Source organism: Sphingopyxis sp. FD7, assembly GCF_003609835.1.
GTDB lineage: Bacteria > Pseudomonadota > Alphaproteobacteria > Sphingomonadales > Sphingomonadaceae > Sphingopyxis.
This window is the reverse complement of the sequence record NZ_AP017899.1, coordinates 114,088-136,034: the sequence shown is the minus strand read 5'-3', so window position 1 is coordinate 136,034 and position 21,947 is coordinate 114,088. Positions and strand designations below refer to the sequence as shown.

27 protein-coding genes are annotated in these 21,947 nt (G+C 61.4%); 6 read left to right on the top strand and 21 right to left on the bottom strand.

The features are described from left to right. Positions 1–62 precede the first annotated feature (62 nt). Together SPYCA_RS18520 and SPYCA_RS18515 are read left to right on the top strand one after the other, a co-directional pair. Positions 63–824, top strand: coding sequence for a helix-turn-helix domain-containing protein (locus SPYCA_RS18520; RefSeq protein ID WP_120222524.1), 762 nt, complete (start codon positions 63–65; stop codon positions 822–824). Positions 825–1,209: 385 nt separating this feature from the next. Further along, positions 1,210–1,605, top strand: coding sequence for a VOC family protein (locus tag SPYCA_RS18515; RefSeq protein WP_054118497.1), 396 nt, complete (start codon positions 1,210–1,212; stop codon positions 1,603–1,605). Positions 1,606–2,479: 874 nt separating this feature from the next. Here the strand turns inward: SPYCA_RS18515 and SPYCA_RS18510 are convergent. From SPYCA_RS18510 to SPYCA_RS18475, 8 genes are all read right to left on the bottom strand, one after another. Further along, positions 2,480–2,815 carry a single-stranded DNA-binding protein gene (locus SPYCA_RS18510; RefSeq protein ID WP_069052184.1) on the bottom strand — a complete coding sequence of 112 codons (336 nt, stop codon included), beginning with the start codon at positions 2,813–2,815 and terminating at the stop codon, positions 2,480–2,482. A gap of 497 nt (positions 2,816–3,312) precedes the next feature. After that, positions 3,313–3,690, bottom strand: a complete 378-nt coding sequence (locus tag SPYCA_RS18505; RefSeq protein ID WP_120222523.1) for a hypothetical protein — start codon at positions 3,688–3,690, stop codon at positions 3,313–3,315. After that, the gene (locus SPYCA_RS18500) at positions 3,671–3,973 is read right to left on the bottom strand and encodes a type II toxin-antitoxin system Phd/YefM family antitoxin (protein ID WP_120222522.1); all 303 of its coding nucleotides are present in this window, start codon (positions 3,971–3,973) and stop codon (positions 3,671–3,673) included. The genes SPYCA_RS18505 and SPYCA_RS18500 overlap by 20 nt, the downstream gene beginning before the upstream one ends. A 75-nt stretch (positions 3,974–4,048) precedes the next feature. Continuing rightward, positions 4,049–4,420, bottom strand: a complete 372-nt coding sequence (locus SPYCA_RS18495) for a hypothetical protein (protein WP_120222521.1) — start codon at positions 4,418–4,420, stop codon at positions 4,049–4,051. Further along, positions 4,414–4,929 carry a hypothetical protein gene (locus tag SPYCA_RS18490; protein ID WP_120222520.1) on the bottom strand — a complete coding sequence of 172 codons (516 nt, stop codon included), beginning with the start codon at positions 4,927–4,929 and terminating at the stop codon, positions 4,414–4,416. The genes SPYCA_RS18495 and SPYCA_RS18490 overlap by 7 nt, the downstream gene beginning before the upstream one ends. 187 nt (positions 4,930–5,116) lie before the next feature. Next, positions 5,117–5,617, bottom strand: a complete 501-nt coding sequence (locus SPYCA_RS18485; RefSeq protein WP_054735718.1) for a DUF736 domain-containing protein — start codon at positions 5,615–5,617, stop codon at positions 5,117–5,119. 203 nt (positions 5,618–5,820) lie between these two features. Further along, the gene (locus tag SPYCA_RS18480; RefSeq protein WP_120222519.1) at positions 5,821–6,171 is read right to left on the bottom strand and encodes a hypothetical protein; all 351 of its coding nucleotides are present in this window, start codon (positions 6,169–6,171) and stop codon (positions 5,821–5,823) included. A 72-nt stretch (positions 6,172–6,243) separates the two neighbouring features. Then, positions 6,244–6,381 carry a DUF3768 domain-containing protein gene (locus tag SPYCA_RS18475; RefSeq protein WP_120222518.1) on the bottom strand — a complete coding sequence of 46 codons (138 nt, stop codon included), beginning with the start codon at positions 6,379–6,381 and terminating at the stop codon, positions 6,244–6,246. 19 nt (positions 6,382–6,400) lie between these two features. On the opposite strand from SPYCA_RS18475, the gene SPYCA_RS18470 reads away from it, so the two are divergent. Next, positions 6,401–7,552 (top strand): IS110 family transposase, encoded by a 1,152-nt coding sequence (locus SPYCA_RS18470; protein WP_066564845.1) that lies wholly within the window; start codon positions 6,401–6,403, stop codon positions 7,550–7,552. 388 nt (positions 7,553–7,940) lie between these two features. Here SPYCA_RS18470 and SPYCA_RS18465 read toward each other — a convergent pair whose 3' ends face one another. Further along, positions 7,941–8,267 (bottom strand): hypothetical protein, encoded by a 327-nt coding sequence (locus tag SPYCA_RS18465; RefSeq protein ID WP_120222517.1) that lies wholly within the window; start codon positions 8,265–8,267, stop codon positions 7,941–7,943. A 59-nt stretch (positions 8,268–8,326) separates the two neighbouring features. Further along, positions 8,327–9,589 carry a hypothetical protein gene (locus tag SPYCA_RS18460; RefSeq protein WP_146625188.1) on the bottom strand — a complete coding sequence of 421 codons (1,263 nt, stop codon included), beginning with the start codon at positions 9,587–9,589 and terminating at the stop codon, positions 8,327–8,329. An 88-nt stretch (positions 9,590–9,677) separates the two neighbouring features. Here SPYCA_RS18460 and istA point away from each other — a divergent pair, with 88 nt between their 5' ends. Both istA and istB read left to right on the top strand, forming a co-directional pair. After that, the gene (gene istA, locus SPYCA_RS18455) at positions 9,678–10,919 is read left to right on the top strand and encodes an IS21 family transposase (RefSeq protein ID WP_114268144.1); all 1,242 of its coding nucleotides are present in this window, start codon (positions 9,678–9,680) and stop codon (positions 10,917–10,919) included. Then, complete coding sequence (istB, locus tag SPYCA_RS18450) at positions 10,916–11,761, top strand: IS21-like element helper ATPase IstB (protein ID WP_053554354.1); 846 nt, start codon at positions 10,916–10,918, stop codon at positions 11,759–11,761. The genes istA and istB overlap by 4 nt, the downstream gene beginning before the upstream one ends. Before the next feature lie 25 nt (positions 11,762–11,786). Here istB and SPYCA_RS18445 read toward each other — a convergent pair whose 3' ends face one another. From SPYCA_RS18445 to SPYCA_RS18435, 3 genes are all read right to left on the bottom strand, one after another. Further along, on the bottom strand, positions 11,787–12,311 hold the full coding sequence (locus SPYCA_RS18445; protein WP_120222515.1) for a hypothetical protein: 525 nt from the start codon (positions 12,309–12,311) through the stop codon (positions 11,787–11,789). Positions 12,312–12,413: 102 nt separating this feature from the next. After that, a complete protein-coding gene (locus SPYCA_RS18440) occupies positions 12,414–13,049 on the bottom strand; it encodes a DUF7007 domain-containing protein (RefSeq protein WP_120222514.1) in 636 nt (211 codons plus the stop codon). 47 nt (positions 13,050–13,096) lie between these two features. Further along, positions 13,097–14,383, bottom strand: a complete 1,287-nt coding sequence (locus tag SPYCA_RS18435; RefSeq protein ID WP_120222513.1) for a hypothetical protein — start codon at positions 14,381–14,383, stop codon at positions 13,097–13,099. A 67-nt stretch (positions 14,384–14,450) separates the two neighbouring features. Between SPYCA_RS18435 and SPYCA_RS18430 the strand changes: the two genes are divergently transcribed. After that, positions 14,451–14,948, top strand: coding sequence for a hypothetical protein (locus tag SPYCA_RS18430; RefSeq protein ID WP_120222512.1), 498 nt, complete (start codon positions 14,451–14,453; stop codon positions 14,946–14,948). A gap of 23 nt (positions 14,949–14,971) precedes the next feature. Here the strand turns inward: SPYCA_RS18430 and SPYCA_RS18425 are convergent, their stop codons facing one another. The 8 genes from SPYCA_RS18425 to SPYCA_RS18385 all read right to left on the bottom strand — a co-directional run bounded on the left by SPYCA_RS18425 (position 14,972) and on the right by SPYCA_RS18385 (position 20,970). Next, on the bottom strand, positions 14,972–15,313 hold the full coding sequence (locus tag SPYCA_RS18425) for a hypothetical protein (protein ID WP_120222511.1): 342 nt from the start codon (positions 15,311–15,313) through the stop codon (positions 14,972–14,974). Between the two features lie 14 nt (positions 15,314–15,327). Continuing rightward, positions 15,328–15,594: a Txe/YoeB family addiction module toxin gene (locus tag SPYCA_RS18420; protein WP_081095537.1), complete on the bottom strand. Its 267-nt coding sequence runs from the start codon at positions 15,592–15,594 to the stop codon at positions 15,328–15,330. Next, complete coding sequence (locus SPYCA_RS18415; protein ID WP_067403131.1) at positions 15,591–15,845, bottom strand: type II toxin-antitoxin system Phd/YefM family antitoxin; 255 nt, start codon at positions 15,843–15,845, stop codon at positions 15,591–15,593. Before SPYCA_RS18415 ends, SPYCA_RS18420 begins: the two co-directional genes overlap by 4 nt. Positions 15,846–15,939: 94 nt before the next feature. Further along, on the bottom strand, positions 15,940–16,140 hold the full coding sequence (locus SPYCA_RS18410; RefSeq protein WP_120222510.1) for a hypothetical protein: 201 nt from the start codon (positions 16,138–16,140) through the stop codon (positions 15,940–15,942). Between the two features lie 16 nt (positions 16,141–16,156). Further along, the gene (locus SPYCA_RS18405) at positions 16,157–16,780 is read right to left on the bottom strand and encodes a DUF6927 domain-containing protein (protein WP_120222509.1); all 624 of its coding nucleotides are present in this window, start codon (positions 16,778–16,780) and stop codon (positions 16,157–16,159) included. A 12-nt stretch (positions 16,781–16,792) separates the two neighbouring features. Then, complete coding sequence (locus tag SPYCA_RS18400) at positions 16,793–17,434, bottom strand: hypothetical protein (protein ID WP_054590614.1); 642 nt, start codon at positions 17,432–17,434, stop codon at positions 16,793–16,795. 408 nt (positions 17,435–17,842) lie between these two features. Continuing rightward, a complete protein-coding gene (locus SPYCA_RS18390; RefSeq protein ID WP_232003730.1) occupies positions 17,843–18,829 on the bottom strand; it encodes an ArdC family protein in 987 nt (328 codons plus the stop codon). A gap of 47 nt (positions 18,830–18,876) precedes the next feature. Then, on the bottom strand, positions 18,877–20,970 hold the full coding sequence (locus SPYCA_RS18385; protein WP_172595174.1) for a ParB/RepB/Spo0J family partition protein: 2,094 nt from the start codon (positions 20,968–20,970) through the stop codon (positions 18,877–18,879). Between the last annotated feature and the right edge of the window lie 977 nt (positions 20,971–21,947).

Sequence of the window (21,947 nt, the reverse complement as noted above, 5' to 3'; positions counted from 1 at the left end):
ACCTGAAGCTCGGTGTTTCATCGACCCTTGCACCGGTCGCATCTAGCGGCAATGATTGCTTTATGCCGTCGCCAAAATCAGATTCATCGCCCCCGATCAGCCCGTCCGAGCGCGAAGTGCTGGCAATGTTGGCTGAGGGTCATACTGCGAAATCCATCGCGACGGAGCTCAACCTGTCAGTCAACGCGGTCAACGAAAGGCTGCGCGAGGCGCGCCGCAAAACGGGTGCCGCCAGCAGCCGCGAACTGGCCCGCCATCTGGCTGCACAAGAAAATTGGGACAAGGAAACTGGGGTTTCGAGCGACGCGCTGCCTGATGCAGATCCGGAAACGCCTGGCGCAGCCATAATGGCTCGCCAACAACCAAGGAGTCTCATCATCATGTTCATCACCGTTGCTGCCATCGCTCTCGCCGTCGTGGGCGTGCAGAATGCTTCTACTTCCACTCAGGAAATTTCCGAACCAGTAGGATCGGAAGCGAGCGTTTCGCGCGGTGTATCTGCGCTAGATCCTTTCCAAGCGCGTTTCGACGCGGAAACGCGTGACAGTGATTGGGCGGCACCCGCCGAACTGCGCGCCTTGGCGTTTTTCACTCTCGTCAATGGCGTCCGTTCGGTCCAGGTCCATTGCGCAGCGACTTTGTGCCGTGTCGAAGGCCGCGTGGTGCCTGATGCAATGAAGGGCGCCAAGGGAGAAGTGCGAGGAGACACATTGCGTGATCGCCTACGAGGAGCCGGGCTAGAGATGACGGCTGCGGGCTTTCGTGACGCTCCGAATAAGGTGGAGGGGGGCAAGTTTACCGCCTTCCTGCGCCGTGCTGTCTGAGATCATCCTCCGTGCGACGACGTCGTATTAGCGCCGCACAGTGAAATGAATTCGATTTCAGATGGTTTGAGCCCAAAGCCGCCGTTCCGAATTCCACCCATCAACGGCCATGAGCGGGGCTGATTCGCGATCCCGAAAGCGGCATGACGGCTATGCCGCGCTTCTGGAAAAATCCTGCCGTTCAGCTATCGACCCCGAAGCGGTCGTTTGCTGCGGGCTGCGATTTCCTGAAAGCGGCTACGTGTTCATAGGGCCCGGTACCGCTGTAATCGGAACTTTCTGCCAGTTCGTCCTATGTTGTTCAACGGCATAGCTCGCAACTCGCCGCTTGCTCTGATCTCCCACTGCCTCCACAAGCGTCCGCGAAACGATAGGGAGAAAGAGATTGCTGTTCCACACAATGGTAGGCTCCAACGACATCGAGCGGTCGCGGCAGTTCTACAACGCGGTTCTGGGTGTTCTGGGAATGCCAGAACCGATGAACAATATTGCCGGAAGCGGGCATATGCGCCTCTTCTACCCGAACCCGGGCGGAACAAACTTCATCGTCACTCAGCCGATCAACGATGAACCGGCGACTGTAGCGAACGGGGCTACGGTTGCTTTCTCGTGCAATTCGCCCGAACAGGTTCAGCAATTTCATGATGTGGCCGTGGCCAACGGCGGAACGTCAATCGAAGACGCTCCCGGCCCGCGGGAGTCTGCGATGGGAACGATCCACCTTACCTACGTGCGCGACCCTGATGGTAACAAGCTGTGCGGAATTCACATCCCCGGATAAGCTTTTTTAACTCGTCCCCAGCCTGCATCGCCGGGGCAGTGACCAATGGGGAGCGGCCTTTCCGCTCTCCTCCCACCTCCGGCCGTTAGTCAAGCTCACAGCATCGCCCAAAAGCCGACATGCCGAGTGAACCGGCGTCTCTCCGAGACGTCCGCACTGGAGACGGCTCCCGCAGGAGCCGCGGTCCGACAGGCCTGGTTAGTCGCACGCCGAGGCGGCGGCATTGGTCGCCGACCGTGCGCGCGGCAAACAGGCCGCGAGCGGCGGGACCGAGAGCCGGCGGGGCTATCAGAAACGCAAGGCCCGGGCGAAGCCCGAGCCGCTGGAAAAGCCCCGCTCCTTATGGCCGCCGCGCGTGAGCGCGGTTCGCGGCCAAATCCGTCAGCGATCGTCACCCGTATGGGCCGAGACCCTGAAAGGGGCTCGGTAGAGCTTGGCCGTCCTTGGCTGCCGGACGCAGTTCCGGCGCCAGGCCGGCGGGCGAAATAGAGCGCGATCCCGGTTGAAGGCCAGGGAGACTGCATGCACCTGCTAGTATTTCCTCTGCCTGCCCCCTGTGATCCTTGACTCGAAATGTTCCTATGATGTTCTACTCATCACATGAGCAGCAAACGTCTCGATACCCTCGCCGATCTGGTTCGCCATGGCCTCAATGCGCAGGTTGAATGTCTCGGATGCCACCGCGTTGTGATCGTCCCCGCAACCAAACTGCGAGACCGATGCTTTGCCAAATCCATTCCGATGAAACTGGAGATCGTCTCACGACACTTGCGCTGCAGCTGCGGACACCGCGGGACGAAGCTGGACGCCACCGGCGTCCAGCTTTCGCCATCGTGACACGGTTTTGGGCGACGCTTGCGCGCCGCCCTACCGATCAGAGAAACTCGACGTTCTCGGCGATGATCTCGCAGCCATAGCGGTCATTGCCTTCGGCGTCCTGCCAGCGCGAGTAGTGGATGCGGCCCGTCACGGCGAGCTGGTCACCCTTGGCCTTGTGCTGGCGCAGCGGGAGCCCCATGCCGTTGAAGACAGTGACCTTGTGGAATTCGGCATCCTTGACGGGGTAGCCGGTTTCAGGGTCCTTCTGGACCTTCCCATCGCGGATGACGGGACGTTCAGTCACGAGGATGAGTTCGGTGATGCGGGTGTCGCTGCGATCGCGGGCGACGGGATCCTTGGCGAGACGGCCGACGAGGTTGACGATGTTCATTGCAAGAGCCTCCTTGGTGCCGACGGCTCGTCCGCCGGTGCCCTTATCGAGCCTCGGCGGGAGAGCTGGGACACCGCGCGCCTTCGCGCGCGGGAAACCTCGGAAATCGAGGTGGTGCGGGCAGCCCGGCTTGCCGGGCAACACGGCTCGCATTTCTGCAGGTTGGCCCTAAGCTCGACCAGAGAGGCAGGGGCACTGGGCGGCGGACGTGCTGTTGGCACAGGGGTTGATTGCGTGCCTGGACATCAACCTCGCCGCGTCTCGGCTTGCTGTCACTGGCGTTGATCGCAGAATTGATCATCCGTCCTCGCCGAGTTCGGGGAGCGAATAGTCCCTTGGCGGCAGTCGTCCGGAAGACCTGACCTTGGCGATCTGGGGTGCCAATCCGCAGGGTTGCCGCCATTGGCCTCGCGTTGATGCACAATCGGACAAGGCCCCCAGGGGGCCTGCCTGCCTGAACGGTGCGCCAATCAGTCCCGATCGATGGGAGCTGCTCTCTAGGCTGCTATGGCATCGATGATCTTTGCCGTGAACCGCGGTGGGAGTCGTCCGGCAATGTACCCGGGCTGCTTCATCAGGGGTCTGATGTCGAACCCGGGCCAGGTGAACCGGTTGAACTCCGAAATGACGATGGCGCTACCGGGAGCAAGGCCAGCTGTGCGCGCAATCTCATCGGGGATCACGATGGCGTTCTTGCGCCCCTCGCCCTTGGTCGTGATCGCGGCGACCAGATAGCGTGACCCCTCCACACCCACGACGACGACAAAGCGTTCCTTGACGCCTTCGTCGCGGCCTTGGCGCTGCTCTTCCTCGAAGAGGTAGACGTATCGGAGGATATGGCCTGCGGCGGGGCGGTCAGTCTTCCCAGCGGTCATTGGCGAGTTCGCTGTCCGAGGGCCGTGCATTGGCGAAAGCTTGGCGGTCGGCTTCGGTCATGTCGGACGAAGCGACAGCTTCGATATTCATGTGATCTGCGATCATACCGCGCGCCGCCTGTTCAAGATGGCGGAAATACTCGCTAGCTGCGATCACATGCCGCTCGCGGCCATGGCTCGTGAGGACGACCGGCTGCTTGGTTGCGAGATCGAGGAACTCGCCGGTGTTATTGTGAAACCGGGTCAGGGGAACCCTGGGGTGCTCATTTGCCGTCGCTGGCATGCTGATATCTCCTCTTGGCCTTAAAATAGCAATTATGGCCAAAATAGCAAGATTTCTGTGGTGACGTTTGCCGTGCTAGCCATCCACCTCTGTCGCCAGCAGCTCCGGCAACAATGGGACGAGGCCCGCATCAATCGCAAATCCCAATGTCCTTGCGAGGCGGCAGGCTCGAGCGATTGACCCGTCTGGAACCCCAAGCGCCTTTTCGATGTGCTCGAGGCTTTCGCCAGCGCGGGGCTCACTGACCGCATGAAGCTTGCCCGGCTTTGCAGTGACAGCAAAGGGCCAGGTCATCGCGACGCCGACAACCCCTTCGTCGAGCATGAGCAGAGTATCGCCGGCAGCGATGGTCTCGTCGGTCTGCACCGCATCATAGGCATTGCCTGTCGAAGCGAACGCATGGATCCGCCAGGCGCTGAAGGCGAAGCGCTCGCTTTCAGTCAGCATGTCACACCCCCTTCGGAGAAGGCGCGCCTCGCCGCCTCCGGAAAGGCTGCGGTGAGGTTTCGGTGGAGCGGACCCGAGGACGCCGGAAAGAATGTGCCGGTGCTGCTCGGCCGTGTAATCCGCAGCGCGCTTGCGACGGCATCCACGACGAAGCCTGCAAGCTGATCGCTGGCCGTCAGCTTGCCGAATTCAGGCGGTGCAAACCCGGCCTGATGCCAGAAGGCGATGCCTATCTCGAGGGTCTCGAGATAGCTGGCATGGCTGCCGTCGTCCTGGTCATTGTCGATGCTCGCCTCGACTGTCCGGTAGGTCCCGAAATCATGAGCGTTAGCCTTGATCCGCAGGGTGATTCCGGCGGGCGGAGGCCCAGCCACCGCGATCAGCGCAGCCCTGTAGAGCATGGCTTCCGCGGTATTCACGAGGTCGAAATTGGGGGTGTGGCCGATCTGCGCGCAGTCTTCGTTTGTGGGCGCGCCTTCAAGATCGAGAGCCCAGATTGTTTTTGCCATTCAAGCCTCCTTTGCTCGAACGGCACCCTCCCCCTTCCCTCTTGCTGGCCGAGTTCCTTCAGCAGTTCTGCCGAGCCCGACAGCAGCGGGCAAAAGAAAAGGCCCGCCCGCGACAAATGCGCAGACGGGCCTTCCCGATGTGACCGGCGCGGGTCGCGGCACCGGTCACGGGGGGGGCTTGTCCCGGTCAGGCGTCGACGCTCACGCGCGTCTTGCCCTTGGGTGCCGGAGCGGTGCTTTCGCCCAGACCGTCGCCGGTGGCAGCGGCGCTGTCAACGCTGCGGTCGCTGGCCGGTTCGTCGCCGGTGGCGGTGAGCGGCGGCAGGGCGCCTTCGCTCTCGCTGCCGAAGCCGTCGAGCGAGGCCTTGGGCTTCGAACGCCGCCAAGCGACGTTGAAGCTCCCATCGTTCTGCTGGAACATGGCGACCGGGATCGGCGCCGAGAGGCTGGGATCGTCGATCTGGCCCGACAGGAAGCATTCGCCGGTCTCGTTCGACGAGTATTCCCAGAGCGCGCCGATCTTGACCCAGCTGCGGCGGTCCGCCGAGAGCGCCATGAGATCGAACTTGGGTGCCCGCTCGTTGGTGGATTCGAAGGCCCGCAGAGCAACCGTCGCACTGAAGGTCAGGGTGGTGATGCGGCCGATGTGAACGCCTTCCGCGTTGGCCTTGAGGGTGCCGATGTTCATGTCAAAGTCTCCTGATGCTGTCCGAACCCCTTGTCCGGAACACCTTCTCCCATCCCCCCTCTCCTCCGGGCCCGTGGCCCGGCCCGTGCGCCAGCCACCGCAGGCGCGCGTAATTCTATCCAGCCCAGAGGGCTGAAGAGCCTAGATGCATGGTTCTGGAGATCAATCGGCCCTGCTTCGAGCAATGCGCGGTCTGTACCTAGCTAAGCTTCGGGCTCGGACCTGTCCTTCATCTGGCTGAGGCGCGCCATGAAGGCCTTGGCTTCGAGCTGATTGGGTCCATCGCGCGTGGCGAGGCAGGCCATCCTGTCGATCTCGTGCTGTGCGGCAAGACTTGCATCGATATGGCAATAGGGTTCGAGCACGCGGATTGCGTCAACTGCGCGGGGGAGCTCGCCGAAATCGGTTCCGACCCATACGAGTTCGATCTCTTCTCCGTCTTCGTCAGGGGCGCTCAGTACCTGTGCGAAATAGGTCTGAAGTGGACGGTCCCAGCCAACATAGGCACTTGCCGCCGCAACTCCGTCACGAAGCGGTACTTTGTGTCTGCTCATGCGCTTTTTACCTCCCCATCAGGTTTGGGCGGCTGCCGGGTGACGCAGCGATATCCCTGTCCCTCACAATGATCAGTAGTCCGCTGGCCGCATCAGCGTGATGACGCGCCGTGTCATCGCTGGATTGGCCGGATCCTCTGACCCGAACGCCAGTTCGGTGTCGTAATAGATCCTATGCAGGCCGGATCGGCTATGCCGTTGTTCCGTCAAACCCCACGGAGAACGCTAAATGGAGAACTCGTCGTCAGATTACTGCCCCAAGACTTCTGTCATTGTCAGCGTTGAGCTCAGCAAGCGCAACTGGCTTGTTGCTTCGCTCTCGCCAGGAGCCGCGAAGCCTTCGCTACGGACAATTCCTGCCGGGAACAGCGCGGCACTGATCAGTCACCTTCGCAATCTTGAGTGCAAGGCCGCTGATCGTATCGGTGAACCTGCCGCCATTCGCCTGTGCTTCGAGATTGGATATGATGGCTTCTGGCTCGCAAGGCTACTGCGGTCGAACGATATCGATACATATGTGCTGGATCCCGCCAGCTTCCTCGTGTCGCGGCGAGGCAGGCGCGCAAAAACCGACCGGATCGACGCCGAAGCAATGATCGGAATCCTCAAAGCCTATCTCGCTGGCGACAAAAGCGTGTGCCGTGTCGTGGACGTGCCCTCCCCCGAGGAGGAGGACGCGCGCAGAGTAATGCGGGAGCGCGGCGATCTCGTGCACGAGCGCACCCGAATTATCTCTCGGATCAGGGGGCTACTTGCATTACAGGGCATACGATCTGTCAAAGCCATCAAGGGCGGTGACTGGTCAAAACAGCTCGACGACATGCGCACCGGCGATGGGCGGCCTTTGCCACCAAACCTTCGTCGACAAATTGAGCGCTGTTTCGAACGGCTCGCGTTGCTCAACGATCAGATCAAGGACATCGAGCGGGACCGCGCTGAAGTTGTGCTCCATGAGGAGTCTACCTTCCCATGCCGAGAGAAAGCGGTTCGCCTTGAGCAGCTGAAGGGCATTGGTCCGAACAGCGCGGCAATGTTGGTTGCTGAGGTTTTTTGCCGAAAGTTCGAAAGCCGACGACACGTCGCGGCCTTCCTTGGGTTAGCTCCGGCGCCCTTCGCCAGCGGCGACGTGTCGCGTGATCAGGGCATCAGCAAAGCCGGTAACCGAAGCACACGTGTGCAGATGGTGGAACTTGCCTGGTGTTGGTTGAAATATCAGCCAAGTAGCGAACTGACCGTTTGGTATCGCAACCGGTTCAAAGGCAACGGCGCTCGCGCGGCAAAGGTGGGGATCGTTGCGCTCGCCCGAAAATTGTTGATCGCGCTTTGGCGCTTTGTGGAGACCGGTCTGGTCCCTCAAGGTGCCGAGCTCCGCGCCGCCTGATGCCTATGTTGCAACAGGCTCGATAAGGCGACGCGGATTGGTGTGATGCGTGACCGGGAAAGTTGATGGCGCCTGAAAACGCCCAGTAGTAGTTTGGTCCGCATCCGCCTTTGCTCGATCCGGGGATATGAATACGGATTATGGTGCGCGGGAACGGCCGCGACCGGATACAAGTCTATGCACGGATAGTGCATCAGCTGACCTCGGAACGAATGAAGCCAATCCTTGAGCATTGCGTGTGGGGCCCCCAACGCGTCAACAGAAGGAACCGTTCAATGCGATCTTGACAAGGCCCGGATCATACAAGTCTATGCACGGATAGTGCATCAGCTGACCTCGGAACGAATGAAGCCAATCCTTGAGCATTGCGTGTGGGGCCCCCAACGCGTCAACAGAAGGAACCGTTCAATGCGATCTTGACAAGGCCCGGATCATACAAATCGACCTTCATCAGCACCTTGATGCCATCGACATCCATGCTTGCAAAGTCTCGCTCGGGCGAATCCGGGGCGAAGGTGCAATGGCGTAGAGCGGCCATCAACCGAGCCTGGGCCATCATGCTTTGTGCCACCGTGTCGCCGCCGAGTTCTGCAAGCAGCCCGGAGGTTATGACGATGCGAGCCATGCGGTCACGGCCCTGGCGTGCGGCATCATTGAGCAGCGCAATCCGCTCGATGCGCTGCCGAGCACAAGAGAGGTCGGATGTGTCATGCATTGGAGTTCTCCTCCCGATCAAAAGGGCGATCAGCGGGCAACCGGACGGCCTCGCGAGCCTCAGCCGGCAGGCTGACAAGCGGACAGCTGAACATTGATCGCGGTCCCGGGGGCGACGGTAATGGCAACCTGCCGGTCCTTGGGAATGACCCACAGGATGCCGGCGAGCGTGTCGCGGATACGGGCCGCAATGGCCTCGTCTTCGCCGAGCAGCACCCGGGCCGCGAGCTCGCGCGCATCGCGCAAGAAGTGCTCGTGCTGGGTGTCCCAGGAGTCGGCCTCGCTGTCGTCGCTCGCGCAGAAACAGACGTTCTCGATCAGATCGACCAGCGTTTCGGGGGTCAGCGCCGGACCCGGCACAAAAGCGATACGGATCTGGTCGACACCGCTGTACCAGCCATCCTCGCCCACGACGAAGGCGACGTCTGCCGGGATCCGTTCCTCGCGCTGCGTTTCGCTGGCGCGGTGAAAGACACAGAACCTCAGCTCGATCGTCTCGGCACGAACATGGTCATCGAGCGGCGGAAAGCTGCCGTTCTCGGCGATGACGTGGCCCTGCTCCCCGGCTGCAACATAGAAGCGCACGTTCCCGAGCTGATGCAGCGCGTCATACCAGCCATAGCCAGCGTATGCGGGATGGTTCTCGACGAGGTGTGGGCGCAAAGGGTGCTCGCGCAGCGCGCGCTCCAGTCCCTGTGCAATATCGGGCTCAAGATCCGCGACAAGGATCGTGTCCGCACCTGCTGCGATTTCCTCATACTCGACATTGACGTTGTCGCTCTCCGCGATGGCGGCATGCCAGCGGGGCAGGCAGGGGTGGGCCTCCGGCAGGGCGACCCCCAGATCGCGCGCTTCCTTCCAGTTCTCGAAGGAAAGCCGGTGCTGGCCTCTGTGCGCCAGCGCGGCATAGATCGTGCGCTTGCACGCTGCCTGCAGCGCCGCAAATGCGGTGTTCTCGACGAATTCCTTGCGCGCCGGGAGCACAAGGGCAAGGCCCGGGGTGGCCCCGATATCGAGCCGGGCATGGTAGGTCTTGCCGCCAAGGCTCTCCGAGACGCTGGCAAGCTTGCGGGTGAGCACCATGCCATGGAAGTTGGTCGTGGGATCTTGCTGGTATTCGCGCCCCTCGAACACACCGATCTGGCTGCCGTTCCAATCGGCGATGTAGATCGCCTTGGCGAGGAAGTCCTCGCGCGGAATTTCCGTGCCATTGAAGAACACCGGCAGCGGGTAGAACTTTGCAACTTCGCGCAGATGTCGATACCGGATGTATTCTCCCCAGAAGTGCCGAATGAAAATTCCCCAGTTTGAGGTGAGCGCCAATTCGCTCCGGGGCTAGCCCCGGAGCGAATTGGCAACGACCCGCACGGATCCCTCCTATGCTTGCCCGGATTGGCGGGAGGCGTGGCAGGTGATCAGACTTGAGGAAATTGTCATGATCCATGACTTGAAGCGGCAGGGGCTGTCGGTGTCGGCGATTGCGCGGCAGACGGGCCTTGATCGAAAGACGGTACGCAAACACCTGGCCGGCGGCGTGAAGGCGCCGGTGTACAAGCCCCGGCCACCCCGTCCGCGGGAGCTGGAACCCTACGAACCATATCTTCGCGATCGCATCGCGTTATATCCTGGGTTGTCTGGCAAGCGTCTCTTCCGCGAAATCGCTGCGATGGGGTTCAAGGGCGGCTACACGACCGTCACGGACTTCCTGCGCCAGATGCGGCCGCGGCGAGTGGTCCCGTTTGAGCGGCGCTTCGAAACACCCGCGGGACGGCAGGCCCAGGTGGACTTCGCCCAGTTCAAGGTGGCGTTCAGCGATGAGCCGGGCGTGACCCGGATCTTCTGGCTGTTCTCGATGGTGTTGGGTCATAGCCGCTGGCTGTGGGGTCGGTTCTGTCCGACCCAGGATCTGCAGACGGTGATGCGCTGCCACATCGACGCCTTCGATGCGATGGGCGGTGCCCCGTCCGAGGTGCTTTACGACCGCATGAAAACCGCTGTGATCGATGAGGATGCCGAGGGTATTGTGATCTACAATCGGTCGCTGGTGGCCTTGCTGGATCATTACGGCGCTTTGCCGCGTGCATGCAGGCCCTATCGGGCGAAAACCAAGGGCAAGATCGAACGGCCCTACCGCTACATCCGTCAGGACTTCTTCCTTGGACGCACCTTCTGCAACGCTGATGACCTGAACAGGCAGTTCCGCGAATGGCTGGACACGGTCGCGAATGTTCGGTTGCATGCCACGACCCGGCGGATCGTCAGCGAGCACTTTGCCGAGGAGCAACCGGTCCTGACGGCCTTGCCTGCGGCCCCATACAATGCGGTGCTCACGATCGAGCGGCGAGTCAGCCATGAAGGCATGGTATCGGTTGGCGGCAATCTCTACTCGGTGCCCGACGCTACGCGCAAACGGGTCGTGGAGGTGCAGAATCATCCCCGTGAGATCAGGATCTTCGAGGATCGCAAGCTGATCGCGGTGCATCCCGTTCTCGATGGACGCAATCAGCGCCGGGTTGATCCTTCCCACCGGCGGCTCGCTCCGCCTCGCGCGGCAACAGTGCCGCCGCCTGCAGGGCTTGAGATTACCAGGCGCTCGCTGGGCTTCTACGAGGCGGTAGGACGGCGACTGGCCGGCAGCGAGGTACGGCCATGACGGAGATCATCGACCGCATCCGCACGAGCCTGGTTGGCCTGAGAATGCCCCGCGCGCTCGAGGTACTTGATCATACCATGCGGTGTCTGGAGCGCGGCGAAATGACCGCGCTTGAAGCCATCGATGTCTTGCTCTCGCATGAGTATGGCAATCGGGAAAGCAGGCGCTTCACTGTCGGGCTCAAGACCTCACGGCTCATGCCCATGAAAACCCTCGAAGGCTTCGACTTCTCGTTCCAGCCTTCGCTGGATCGCGGCCGCATCCTCGCACTGGCGCAGCTCGACTTTATCGAGCGCGGCGAGGTGGTCCATCTGCTGGGACCGCCGGGCACAGGCAAGAGCCATCTGGCGACAGCCTTGGGCGCAGAGGCTGTTCGCGCTGGCAAGCGTGTTTACCGCGCCAGTCTGGCTGAGGTGATCGACATGCTGGTGCGTGCCGAGCGTGACGGACGGCTTCCCGAACGGCTCCGGTTCTTCAACCGAAACACCCTCCTTATCGTCGATGAGATCGGCTACCTCCCGGTTACGCCCGGCGGTGCCAACCTCTTCTTCCAGCTGGTCAACTCCCGTTACGAAAAGGGAGCGATGATCCTCACATCCAACCGCGGCTTTGCTGAATGGGGCGAGGTGTTCGGGGATCCGGTGGTGGCAACGGCGCTCCTCGATCGCTTGCTGCACCATGCCATCGTGATCCAGATCGAGGGCGCCAGTTACCGCTTGCGCGCGCACTCCGACCTCGTGCCGGAACACACCAGGGCGATCTCAGCGATCACGCCGCCGCCGCCGCCCAAAAGGCGCGGGCGGCCACCGAAGGAGCGCACGCACGATCACTGGAACGGCTGATCACCGAAACCCAAACTGGGGAATTTTAACCCGGCACTTCTGGGGAATTATTAGTCAGCGTTGACAGCAGAATCCGATCGGCCGTCTGCTCGCTCACGCCGGGCACCAGGAAGGTGATGGTCGTACCAACCGGGCGAGCAAGAGGCACCACGGTAATGTCCTGCCCACCGGTCCAGCCATCCGCGGGGACATGCACCGACCATCCGGTGTCGGCATTGGCATGCCGCGAGCTGATCCGGGTGCCCTTGCCCGCAAGGCTGAAGACACCCATGCCTGCCGGGTCTTCGGCCTCATGGATGTGCTGGCTCCAGCCCGAATCCCCCAGGGCAATCATCGTCTGGGGATCAGCGACGCCGGTTCCATCGTCGACAAGGGTCAGTCGCGCTCCGTCCTGATCGGCGCAGCAGGCGATATCGATCCGGGAAGCGCCAGCGCGGCGACTGTTCTGAAGGAGCTCGCCGAGGATATCGCCGATGGTGCCGTTGAAGAGGCGCGTGACTTTGGTGATTGTCTTCGGGCTGACGCTGGGTCGGATGACTGTCGGGTTCATGGCAAAGGGTCCTTCATCGCACTGGTTCGCCCTTCCCCTCCCCCTTCCCTTCAGAACGGCGGATTGACGCCTGGTCGGAGCCGGACGGCTTGGGCCTGCTCTTCAGCCCACGCGCTTGGGTCGCAGGGCCTCGGGCATCGGAATGATGTCGTGCGCCGTATCGCGCAGCGCTGTGACCTCGCCGCGCGCGGCGTAGAGGTCCTTCGCGATCAGCGCGCAGACTTCGGCCTCGCCATAGGTTGGCCGGCCAAGGTGATCGACGCGCTCGACTTGGCGGGCAATCACGCCGACTTTGCCTTCCGGCACCCATTCGGCCCAATCGCCCCAGGCGGTGGTCACGCAGAATTCGCCGATGGCGGCGATGTAGGCCTTGCGCGTCCGCAGGATCGTGGAGGCATTCTCCTTGACGGCCTCGCCGGTAAAGGCACCGAAGCGGTCCGGATGCCAACATTTGACGGTATCGCGGGCAAGCTGCAGGAAGCCCGCGGAGCAGGAGCCCTGCCCATCAAGCTCGCTGGAAAAGGCAAGGATCGGGAGCGACCAATCGCAGTCTTCTTCGTAGGACCCTCCCTCGATCTGTAGCGCCGACGGCATGGCGGCCTGCCTCTGATCGGACAGAATGATGCCGCCGTGGCTGGCGGTCATCACCGACCAAATGCCGGGGCCAAGCTGATCGGCCTGTTGGACAGCACCCCAGATCGATGTCGATGGGCGCGGCGACGGAGCAAAGCATGTCATGAGCGAACTCTACTTCTTCAGGTTCGCTCACATCCTCCCCCTCCCCTTCACTCGAGAATGCGGCGTGCCTCGCTGATAATTGCCTCAGGCGTCACGCTGCTGACGGCCATGGATACGACAAGCCCGGCCTGACCGAGACGCTCGCGCTCGATGCTGCGCAGCTCAAGATAGTCAGCATCATCCGACTGCAGGATCTGGAGCGCGAACTTGCACTCCACCCCGCTATGCTCATCGAGCAGCGCCACCAGGAAATCCGGCCTCGCTGAGCCCGCAGCCAGTGTTATGTCAAAGAGGACCTTTTTGACCGCCATCCTGACACCGAGACGGCGCAGTTCATATTGGGCCTGTTGGAGCGCGCGCAGCACGTCGCGATCGTGTTCACGCTCGGCGGGCACGAACTGGTTTCCGCTGAAGACAGGCTGGGCATAGGCGCGCAGCGCCAGGTATCCTTCACGCCGACTATGTTCCCCGACGACGGCCAACACGAGAAAGGGTGGCTCGACCTCGGCCCGGATGATCCCGGTGTGCTGGATGCGATTGCGGATTTCGACAGTTCCGAGCCCCGTCACCACCTCGCTCGATGTGACCTCGCTCGCTTCGAGAAGCAGAAAGGCCTGCGGCGCAAACTCGGGCGGCCAGGTCTCGGCGGCAGCCCGTAACCGGGCATGGACCCGCCGCTTCTCGTAATCGATGGCGTTGGTGTAGAGGTGATCCGACAGCCGAATGCCCGGCGCGATCTCGAGGCCCTGAGCGGCGCGCTTGAGGTGGCGCATTTCTTCGCTGATCGAGCCTGCGCGCCTGCCACTAGGCGGTAATTCGCGCAGGATGTTCGATCCTGCGCGCTCGAGCAGCAGCCAGAGCAGCTTGCCGAGGCGCGGGATGGCGACGCCGCGTGAGCGGTCGTCAGGCTCTATGTCCTCTGGCCTCTGTGCAAGCTTCTCCGGGGCCTTCTGGTGCGCGCTGAACAGGCCTTTTGGTAGGCCGATAGCATAGAGCGAATCCTTCACGGTCTCGCGGATGCGCGGTGGCGCCTGCGGCAGATGAAACGGGCAACCTGGCTCGTGGCCTGGCCGCGAAGTAAGACGCCTGAGGTAATAGGTTTCCTGAAAACTGAGATAGGCCGCGCTCATCAGCGGCGGCGGCTGCTCTGCCCCAAGGCAATCGCACGCGATCCACTTGTGGTTCTCTCGCGCGGTCGAGACCAGTGAGACTGAAGCGCGGTGGTCGGCCTCGCTGCCTCGGCCTGTATACCACCGCACCAGCGCAGCCTTCAGCTCGTCGCTGATGGCGACCCTGCCGGTCTTTCCTGTGGTGTCCTTACCTACCAGCCACATGCATGATGACGCCTTGACCCTGTAGTTTGTTCACGGTATGTTCATAATCTGCAGGAGCCCATGAATAATGAACAAGGTCTTTGATATCGGCAAGTTCGACCTCGATATCACGCTGCGCGACGCGGCGCTTGATCCGAATTGCCGTCCAACCAAGCGCATGCTCGCCAATGCCTCGATCGGAGTGGAGCCGTTCGATGCCTATTACTCGGCGCGCGAGCTTTATGAGACCTTGCAGGGCGTCTTTCAGGGCCTGCCCAATGCCAAGTCTCGGCTGACACAGATCCTGTCTTGCCATTGCGATGACTATCAGCGCTGCCTCTACTATGCGCTGGCAGGGCGCGGGGTTGTCCAGATGCTAGACGATCTCGAATGGCTCTTCGAACTCCTCGGGCCGCGGTGCCAGATGTCGGGGCACCTTTTGCGCTCGGGCCAGCACCCTGCGCCGATGGTCAACCCTTACGTCTCGTCAGAGCCTGATGGCCCTGTTCCTGCCCGTAATGCCGACTTTACCGAAGGCCCATCGTGGTATTTCGACCCCGGCCTTGGAGGGATGATCGAGGAATAGATATTCCGGTTCCATCGCGGTGCTCAGGCATGCACGCCTGCGTCCACGGCAGCAATATAAGTCAGCACGTCCTGCACGCGGTCGCAGCGTACAAGTTCCATCGCAGTCTGTCCTGAAAAACCGGAAAGCGCCTCAGAACGGTACCAGGCATAGGCCATGATGACAGAACCGAAACGCGGTTCCACCTTGCTGAGCACCTCTCTCATCGAGCCGATGCGGCGCTGAATGTCATCTGACTCCATCCGGCGGGGATCATCTTTGTCGAGACCGAGCGTGCGTGCAAGTTCATTGCCGGTTGTCCCCAGCTTCGCTATCAGTGTGCGCGGGTCACGCGCGCCATTGTCCGCACCGCGATCGGATTCCATCCAGGAGCCTCAGTTCAATAGTGAAACCGGCATTGGGCAATCTCTAGCTGTTGCTCGTTTCCTTTGCCAGTGACGCGATAGACCAGACGGTCTTCTTTGGTGATCCGCCGCGACCACCAGCCTGCCAGGGAGCCTTTGAGAGGCTCAGGCTTTCCGGTCCCTTTGAAAGGTGTTCGCTGGCATTCCTTGATGAGATCGTTGAGCCGGGTGAGAACCTTGTCATCGGCTTGTTGCCAGTGAAGATAATCCTCCCAGGCATTGTCAGCAAAGACCAGCTTCAAGGCTCGATCAGCCCGCGCTCATTGCCGCCTTGACCATCCAGTTGCTCGATCGACTGCCGTAGGCGGTCGGCATTGGTGCGGTTCGAAAGGAGGTACATGGTCTCCTCGATCGCGTTCCAATCTTCGAGCGAGACCATCACGATCGACTCTGCTTTCTGGCGCGTGACCACGACATGTGTCCGGTCACTGACCACTTGATCCATAATGCCTTTCAGATTGGCGCGCGCTTCTGAGTAGGTGATAACATCCATGGCTTCATCCTTTCCCGGAACGTTGTACTGATATTGGTACAATTGCAAGGGTGAATAATTGATGAAGGGAAAGAGCCCATGTTTTCGAGATAGCCTACAGGACAACAACCTGAAGCTCGATCGCACCGGGAAGGCCCTCTTCTGCCGGCAGAACGCAGAAGGGCTGGAGCTTGCTGTCGGTCCTCACCACGGCATGGCTCTGCCCGGAATTTGCTGTCATCCGGATGGCGAGGCGCTCAGCATTTGCGCGTCCGCACAGGATCGCCCTTCTGGGATCGAGGCTCTGAAGCAGCATGGTCACCTCCCGAGCGTTACGCCGTTGCCGAGAAGAATGTGCGCGGCGCACGCTTGGGGGGCACGACTTCGAACCGGCGCTCCATCAATCTGCTGATGCGGAACCGGCCTCGGCCATCGGGCGTGCTGAGTTCAATTTTCGCGCCACGCTTTGTCACCCTGAATTCGGCGTGTTCGCTCCCGTCGGTGAACTTCATGGGTTCAGGCAGCCGGATCATGTCGCCATCGGCGATCTTGCGTTCCTTGAGCCGCAGCTGGCGGTAGCACCGGTTGCGCCAGTCGAGGGCATAAGGGTGATTGGTTGGACCCAGTTTCTCGAGGATACTTCTGGGACACCCGGCCTCCACCGGCCCGGAGTTTTCATCCATGTCCTTGTAGCCGAACAGGAGGCCGTCGGCTGCCTTGGGGTTCCAGCGGACCAGACAGATCACTGCGGAGATGGCGTGGGTCTGGTTGTTCGGTCCATAGCGCTGGACAGCCGCGTAATAGGCCCCAGTTGTGGACACGCTTCTGATGACCCGGCATCCTTCGAAGGTGCCGGTTTCTTCATTCTCGCGCTCCCATGTGAGCTGATTGTCGAGATAGGCCTTGGGAGTGTCGAAGCCCCCCATTCCGGCACGGTGCATGTAAAGCCAGCCCATGCGTGTTCTCCTTCAGATGAGCCCCGGCTGCGCCGGAGGTGCGATCTTCAATTCGCGCGCGATCCGCGCCGTGAGTGCGGGAATGTCTGCAAGGGCGGTGATCGGCGCTTTGCGCATCACCGCGCCAGGCGGTTTCCAGAACGGGTTGCGCCAGGCGAGACCCGGCTCGCCGAACCTTTCCGGGCTGATCCGGACATAGATACCTTCGGCTTCCAGCACATGCTCGCCCGCGAGCTGTTCCTGTGAGGTGTAATAGCTGATGCGGTAATCGGCGTGATCGAGCCCGATCCCTGCTGCGATCTGGCGGAGTGCGCGCGTGCCCTCGCGCCGGTAGTGGCGCAGCTCTTCGGGACGATAGTCGATCCCGCGCTTGACCAGCGCAATGATCGCCGGTCTGTGCTTGAGCTCGGCAAGGCGTTCGATGCACTGGGACCGCAGCGCCTGGTCGTCTGCCTCACATTCGGTCGGCCTTCCGTCGGCAATGCGCTGAAGGTGGCGGGTGAGGAGCAGCACTGCCGGGCAGCTTCCAACCTGCCGGCCTGCAAGGCGGACATCATCGACGGCCTCGTTCAATGCCCGCAGCGCATTCTCGAAGGTTGTCAGTCCATCAGGCTGGAGTGCGCGGCGGTAACGGTAATCGATGTCGCAGGACATGAGGCTTCCTTTCCATTGCAAGATGCAATGGCCCCATCCCCCTTCCCTCAATGCAGGCTGCGACGATGTTCGCTTAGGCCCTGCAGCGGCAACGGCTCGTAGATCATCGGTCGCAGGAGCGTGCCTGGCGCAATCTGCTCGAGGATTCGCGCAACTGCCGAGACCGCAACGCCCGCCTCGGTTGTCTGAATAACAAGCGATCGGCCTTGATCCGGAGCTATGCCAAGTGACCAACCGGCGTCCCCCTTGCCGAGAAGACCGTCCAGCACCTGGCGTGGATCCCTCTGGGGGAACAGGCCTGCGATATACTCAGCCAGCACACCGCCTATGGGCGCCCTCCCCCGGCCTGCAACATCGCTGGCATAACGGTGAAGCTGGGTAAGGCGAACGACCTCCTCGGGGGCTGGCTCAAGCACAAGCCGGAACTGGCACCGTTTCATCGGCTTCCTCCCCTTCATCCTCCGCAGGTTCGCTCTGGTAACCCGAATAGGCCGCAAGATGGTTGAATGCCTGATCGGCCTTCGCGGCCGCGGTGATGATCGCCGTCTTGTCCGCCTTGAGGATCTCCAGCCAGTGCGAGACATAACTGGCATGGCTTTCGTGGAGGTCTGCCGGAAGGCCAAGTTCGTAGCAGATCCGGGCACTCACCTGCTCGGCGACCAGCTCCTCGAAAGCGTAGGCCTTGTCGCCAAAACGCTTGCCAAACTCGCGGGCGAGCCGCGAGGCATGGCCCGACCAATGGCCAAGCTCATGCGCCTTCGTGGCCACGAACACGTCTTCGGTGCTGAAGACATTGGGGTGCGGAAGCTGAATATAATCAGCGCCCGGCGAGTAGAACGCGCGGTCTCCGCCGAGGCGTATATCAGCCGGGACGGGTACGAAGAAGCGCTCGATGGCAGCGGCCTTCTGCGAGGGCGTCGGCGGCACTTCGGGCACCGGACTCGGATAGAAATGCGGCGGTAGCCCGTCAATTTGCGAGGCGTTGAACACGCTGTAAGCGCGCATGAAGCGGATTGTTTTCGACGATTCCTCACCGGTCGCCTGGTCGATCGCAGTCTTCTTCGTGCTGTTGAAGTAGATGCTCGGCTCGGCGGTCTCGCCCTTGCGGACCTGTCCGCCAAGCTCGATGGCCTGGCGCCAGGTCATCCAGTAGCGTGAGCCATAACCATAGTGGTCGGCGACCGCCCAAAGATAGAGGCGGTTGATCCCTGTGTAAGGGACGCCTGCGGCGCGCAGCGGTGCGCCGCCCATACCGGTCTTCTTCCAGGGTCGGCGCCAAGGCAGCGTTCCGGCCTCAATTGTCTTGATGATCAGATTGGTTATTTCCTGCGCGACGTCGCGCTTGGGTCGTTGGCGCATTGGCCTTCTCCTCAACAAAAAAGAGGCCCGGCTCACTCAGGCGAGTGGCCGGGCCAGGTCATCAGGAGGGGTGATTGACCGCCTCAGGCGGCTACCGCCGCTTCTTCACAGGCGTGTTGAGGTTCATGGTCATCGATCAGCTCTTCGGCCTCGCTGTCGGCTTCACCGTCATCGCCATCGCAGACGTCGGCGACAGGGTCGCTTTCGTCGGTGTCCGGGATGACCGGATCAGCGGGATTGGCACCAATCGTGAACTTCATGCCTTCAGGCAACCAGGCCAGCGCTGCTTCCTTGACGTCCTGTTCAACGATCGCCTTGCCGGCGAAGATCGTCTCGCAGGTCTTGGCAAGGTCAGCTTTCTTCGAGGCGGCATAACGCGCCGCAAGATCGCTGCCGCCGACTTCGGTCAGTGCCGCAAGACACGAGGTCTTGCTGACTCGGTCGAAGAAATTCTCGGCCGTCGGCCGCCACATCGCTGCAACGTCGATGTCGAGCATACTGCCCATGACAGCATGGATCGGATGGTATTCCGAACCATAGCCCTTCTTGGCTTCGAGCGAGATGGCCACCGCATAGGCCAGCCACGCCGCCTTGGCTTCGTCGGCAAGTTCCCGGAAGGCAATGAAGCGCTGTGCTGCACAGCCATGTTCCTGCCATGCCGTGTCGAGCGCGTTTTCGGCCTCGGCGAGAATCCCTTCGGCTGTGGACTGCGAAAGTTCTCCGGTCGCAGGATCGCTGGGTCGTCCGCCCTTGATCGAGGTGCCCCGGCTTTCATAGCTGCGGCTGTCAGCCAGCGCGAAGATGGCGAAGTCGAGCGCGAGCCCGGCATCACTGAGGAGGGATGCTGACAGGATATTGCGGCGCTGGACCGAAAGCTCGTCGAACAGGCGGGCGCTGATGGGCTTTTCCGTACCCGGCGCAACTGCCTCGGGCCTGGAAGGTGCAGCGCTGCCTCGCTTGGTGGAACCTGGCACCGGCTCTTCGGCCGTCGCTGTCACCTTGCCATTCTCATCGGTCTCGAACGAAAGGCGCTTTTCGCTGTAGTAATCGGCCTCGAGGACCATTTCGCCGCGGGTGGTGAGAACCAGGAACCGTCCGGCCTCATTGCGCCATTCTTCGGGCAGTTCGCGCACCGGGTTATTGAGGTCACTGCGCTCAGCATCGAGATCTTCATACTCGGCCTCGAGCTGCCCAAAATCGGCCTCGTCGCCTTCATTGCCTTCGTCGATGATCTCGCTGATTTCTTCCATCCGGGCATCGATCGCGTCAATTCGGGCACGTGCTTCTTCGGAAAGCGGTGCGGGCGGGAGGCGAACCGCAGTAACGCCCATTTCGCTGCGCGCCTGCCAGGAATTGGTCGACGCCACCGGGCTAATCCAGGCAAGGCCCGTTTCAGCAGCGATCCGCTGGGCTCCGGCTTCCATCTTCTCGGCCGCAAGCCTGTGGGCGATCTCGATGTCGATCCAGCGATCATCTGCGGCTTCGCTGAAGAGGTCGCGTTCGATCTTGCCGCCGGCGGCCACATAGGCATCTTCGCCAATCAGCAGCGCAATCGGGTCGTTGCCGCGCATGGAACCGCTCGCCACCATACGCCGGATGGCATCGGCGCTTGGGTTATAGGCATAGCGCATCTGCTCAAAGACCCGCAGCTGCACCTCGTGCTGATCGGTAGCAGCATAGGCTTTCGCGATTTCGAGAGTGACATCGCCCTTGGCAAGCGCTTCGAAGATCGGCTCGGCGAGATTGGCGAGCCGCAGACGGCCTTCCACAAAGCGCTGGGTGAGGCCAAAGCGTTTGGCGACCGCGGCAACATCGCTGCCTTCCTTGATGAAGTGCTGGAAGGCGCGGCATTCCTCAGCCGGTGACATCCCGACGCGCTGGAAGTTCTCAGCCAGCGAGGCCTCGCCAGCTTCCTCTTCGCTGCCCTCAAGCAGCTTGCATTCGATCTCGGTATCGGGGTCCCACGCACCGCGCGCGACGATCATCTCGATGGCTCGCAGCCGGCGACCACCGGCGATGACGGCAAACTTGCCGCGCTTCTTACTCTTGGTGACCAGCAGGTTCTGCAAAAGGCCGCGCGCTTCGATGTCGGCGGAAAGCTGGATATCGTCTTCTTCGCTGCGCGTTTTGCGCACGTTGGCATCGCTCAGATAGAGCCGGGAAAAGGGAATAAGCATCGTCGTCACTCCTGATGTGCACCCGGCAATCACCCGGGCACACATCCCCTCCCCCTCCCCTTCTGATTTGCGTTTCACGCAGACCTCAGGGTTATTCGTTGTCGCCCCACGGATGCAAAGCGTGGCATTCTTCGGATTTGGAGCGCGCGGCTCGTCAGAGGTCAGAATGCCCTAATGGTTGGATGCTCATGAGGAGGCGATCCTTGGATCGCCACAATTCACAGCCCGAGCAGCCAGATTCGGATGCCGACCGTGGCTCAGCCGGTCGCGACTGCCAGAATCGCCGTCTAGTTCTGCCCGAAGCGGACATGCCGCTTTCGGGATGGCGCATCACACCCGCGAGTGTCGCAAAGTGGGTGGTTACCTGCCTTCGAGCACCGCTGCTAGGTTTGGGTCAGCTTGTCGTGCGACCGAAACCGGATACGCAAGCGCTACAGTTTCTTTGCCTGCTTCTTTCCGAAGATACACAACCCAAAGATCCCCGCGAGCGGGAGCCTTTATGCCGTCATCGCAAGCAGCGCTGTCGCCGCTGCGACTGATAGTGAAGCGAGCGGTTTTGGTCTTTCCTCGGATTACGCGTTTAGCCTGGACGGTTCCACTCCAAGGGCGAGACCCATATCTCGTTTGATCCCTGTAGGACGCCTCGATAAACGTGCCCAAGACAACAGTGTCAGCCCGAACTCGGCTTATCCTTTCAACAGGGGGCGCGTTGAGAATACACGCCTGTGCCGAGGCCGTAGCCAACGCTATGGCAGCTAGCACAGCCAAGAGATTGAAGGCTCTCATATCCAATAACTTAGCTTCTTTGGCGATGTCCGCAATGGGGTCGGAAACTGAATGGCAGATTTTTCTCGGCGAAGGCAGCTTCCTGCCGTTCAGCTTATGACGACGGAACCAGCCAGGCAGCTTCTACGGGTTTTTCACCAGCAGCCGACATTCCGAAAACGACCCCATTGCCGCCATACGCTCGTTAAGTC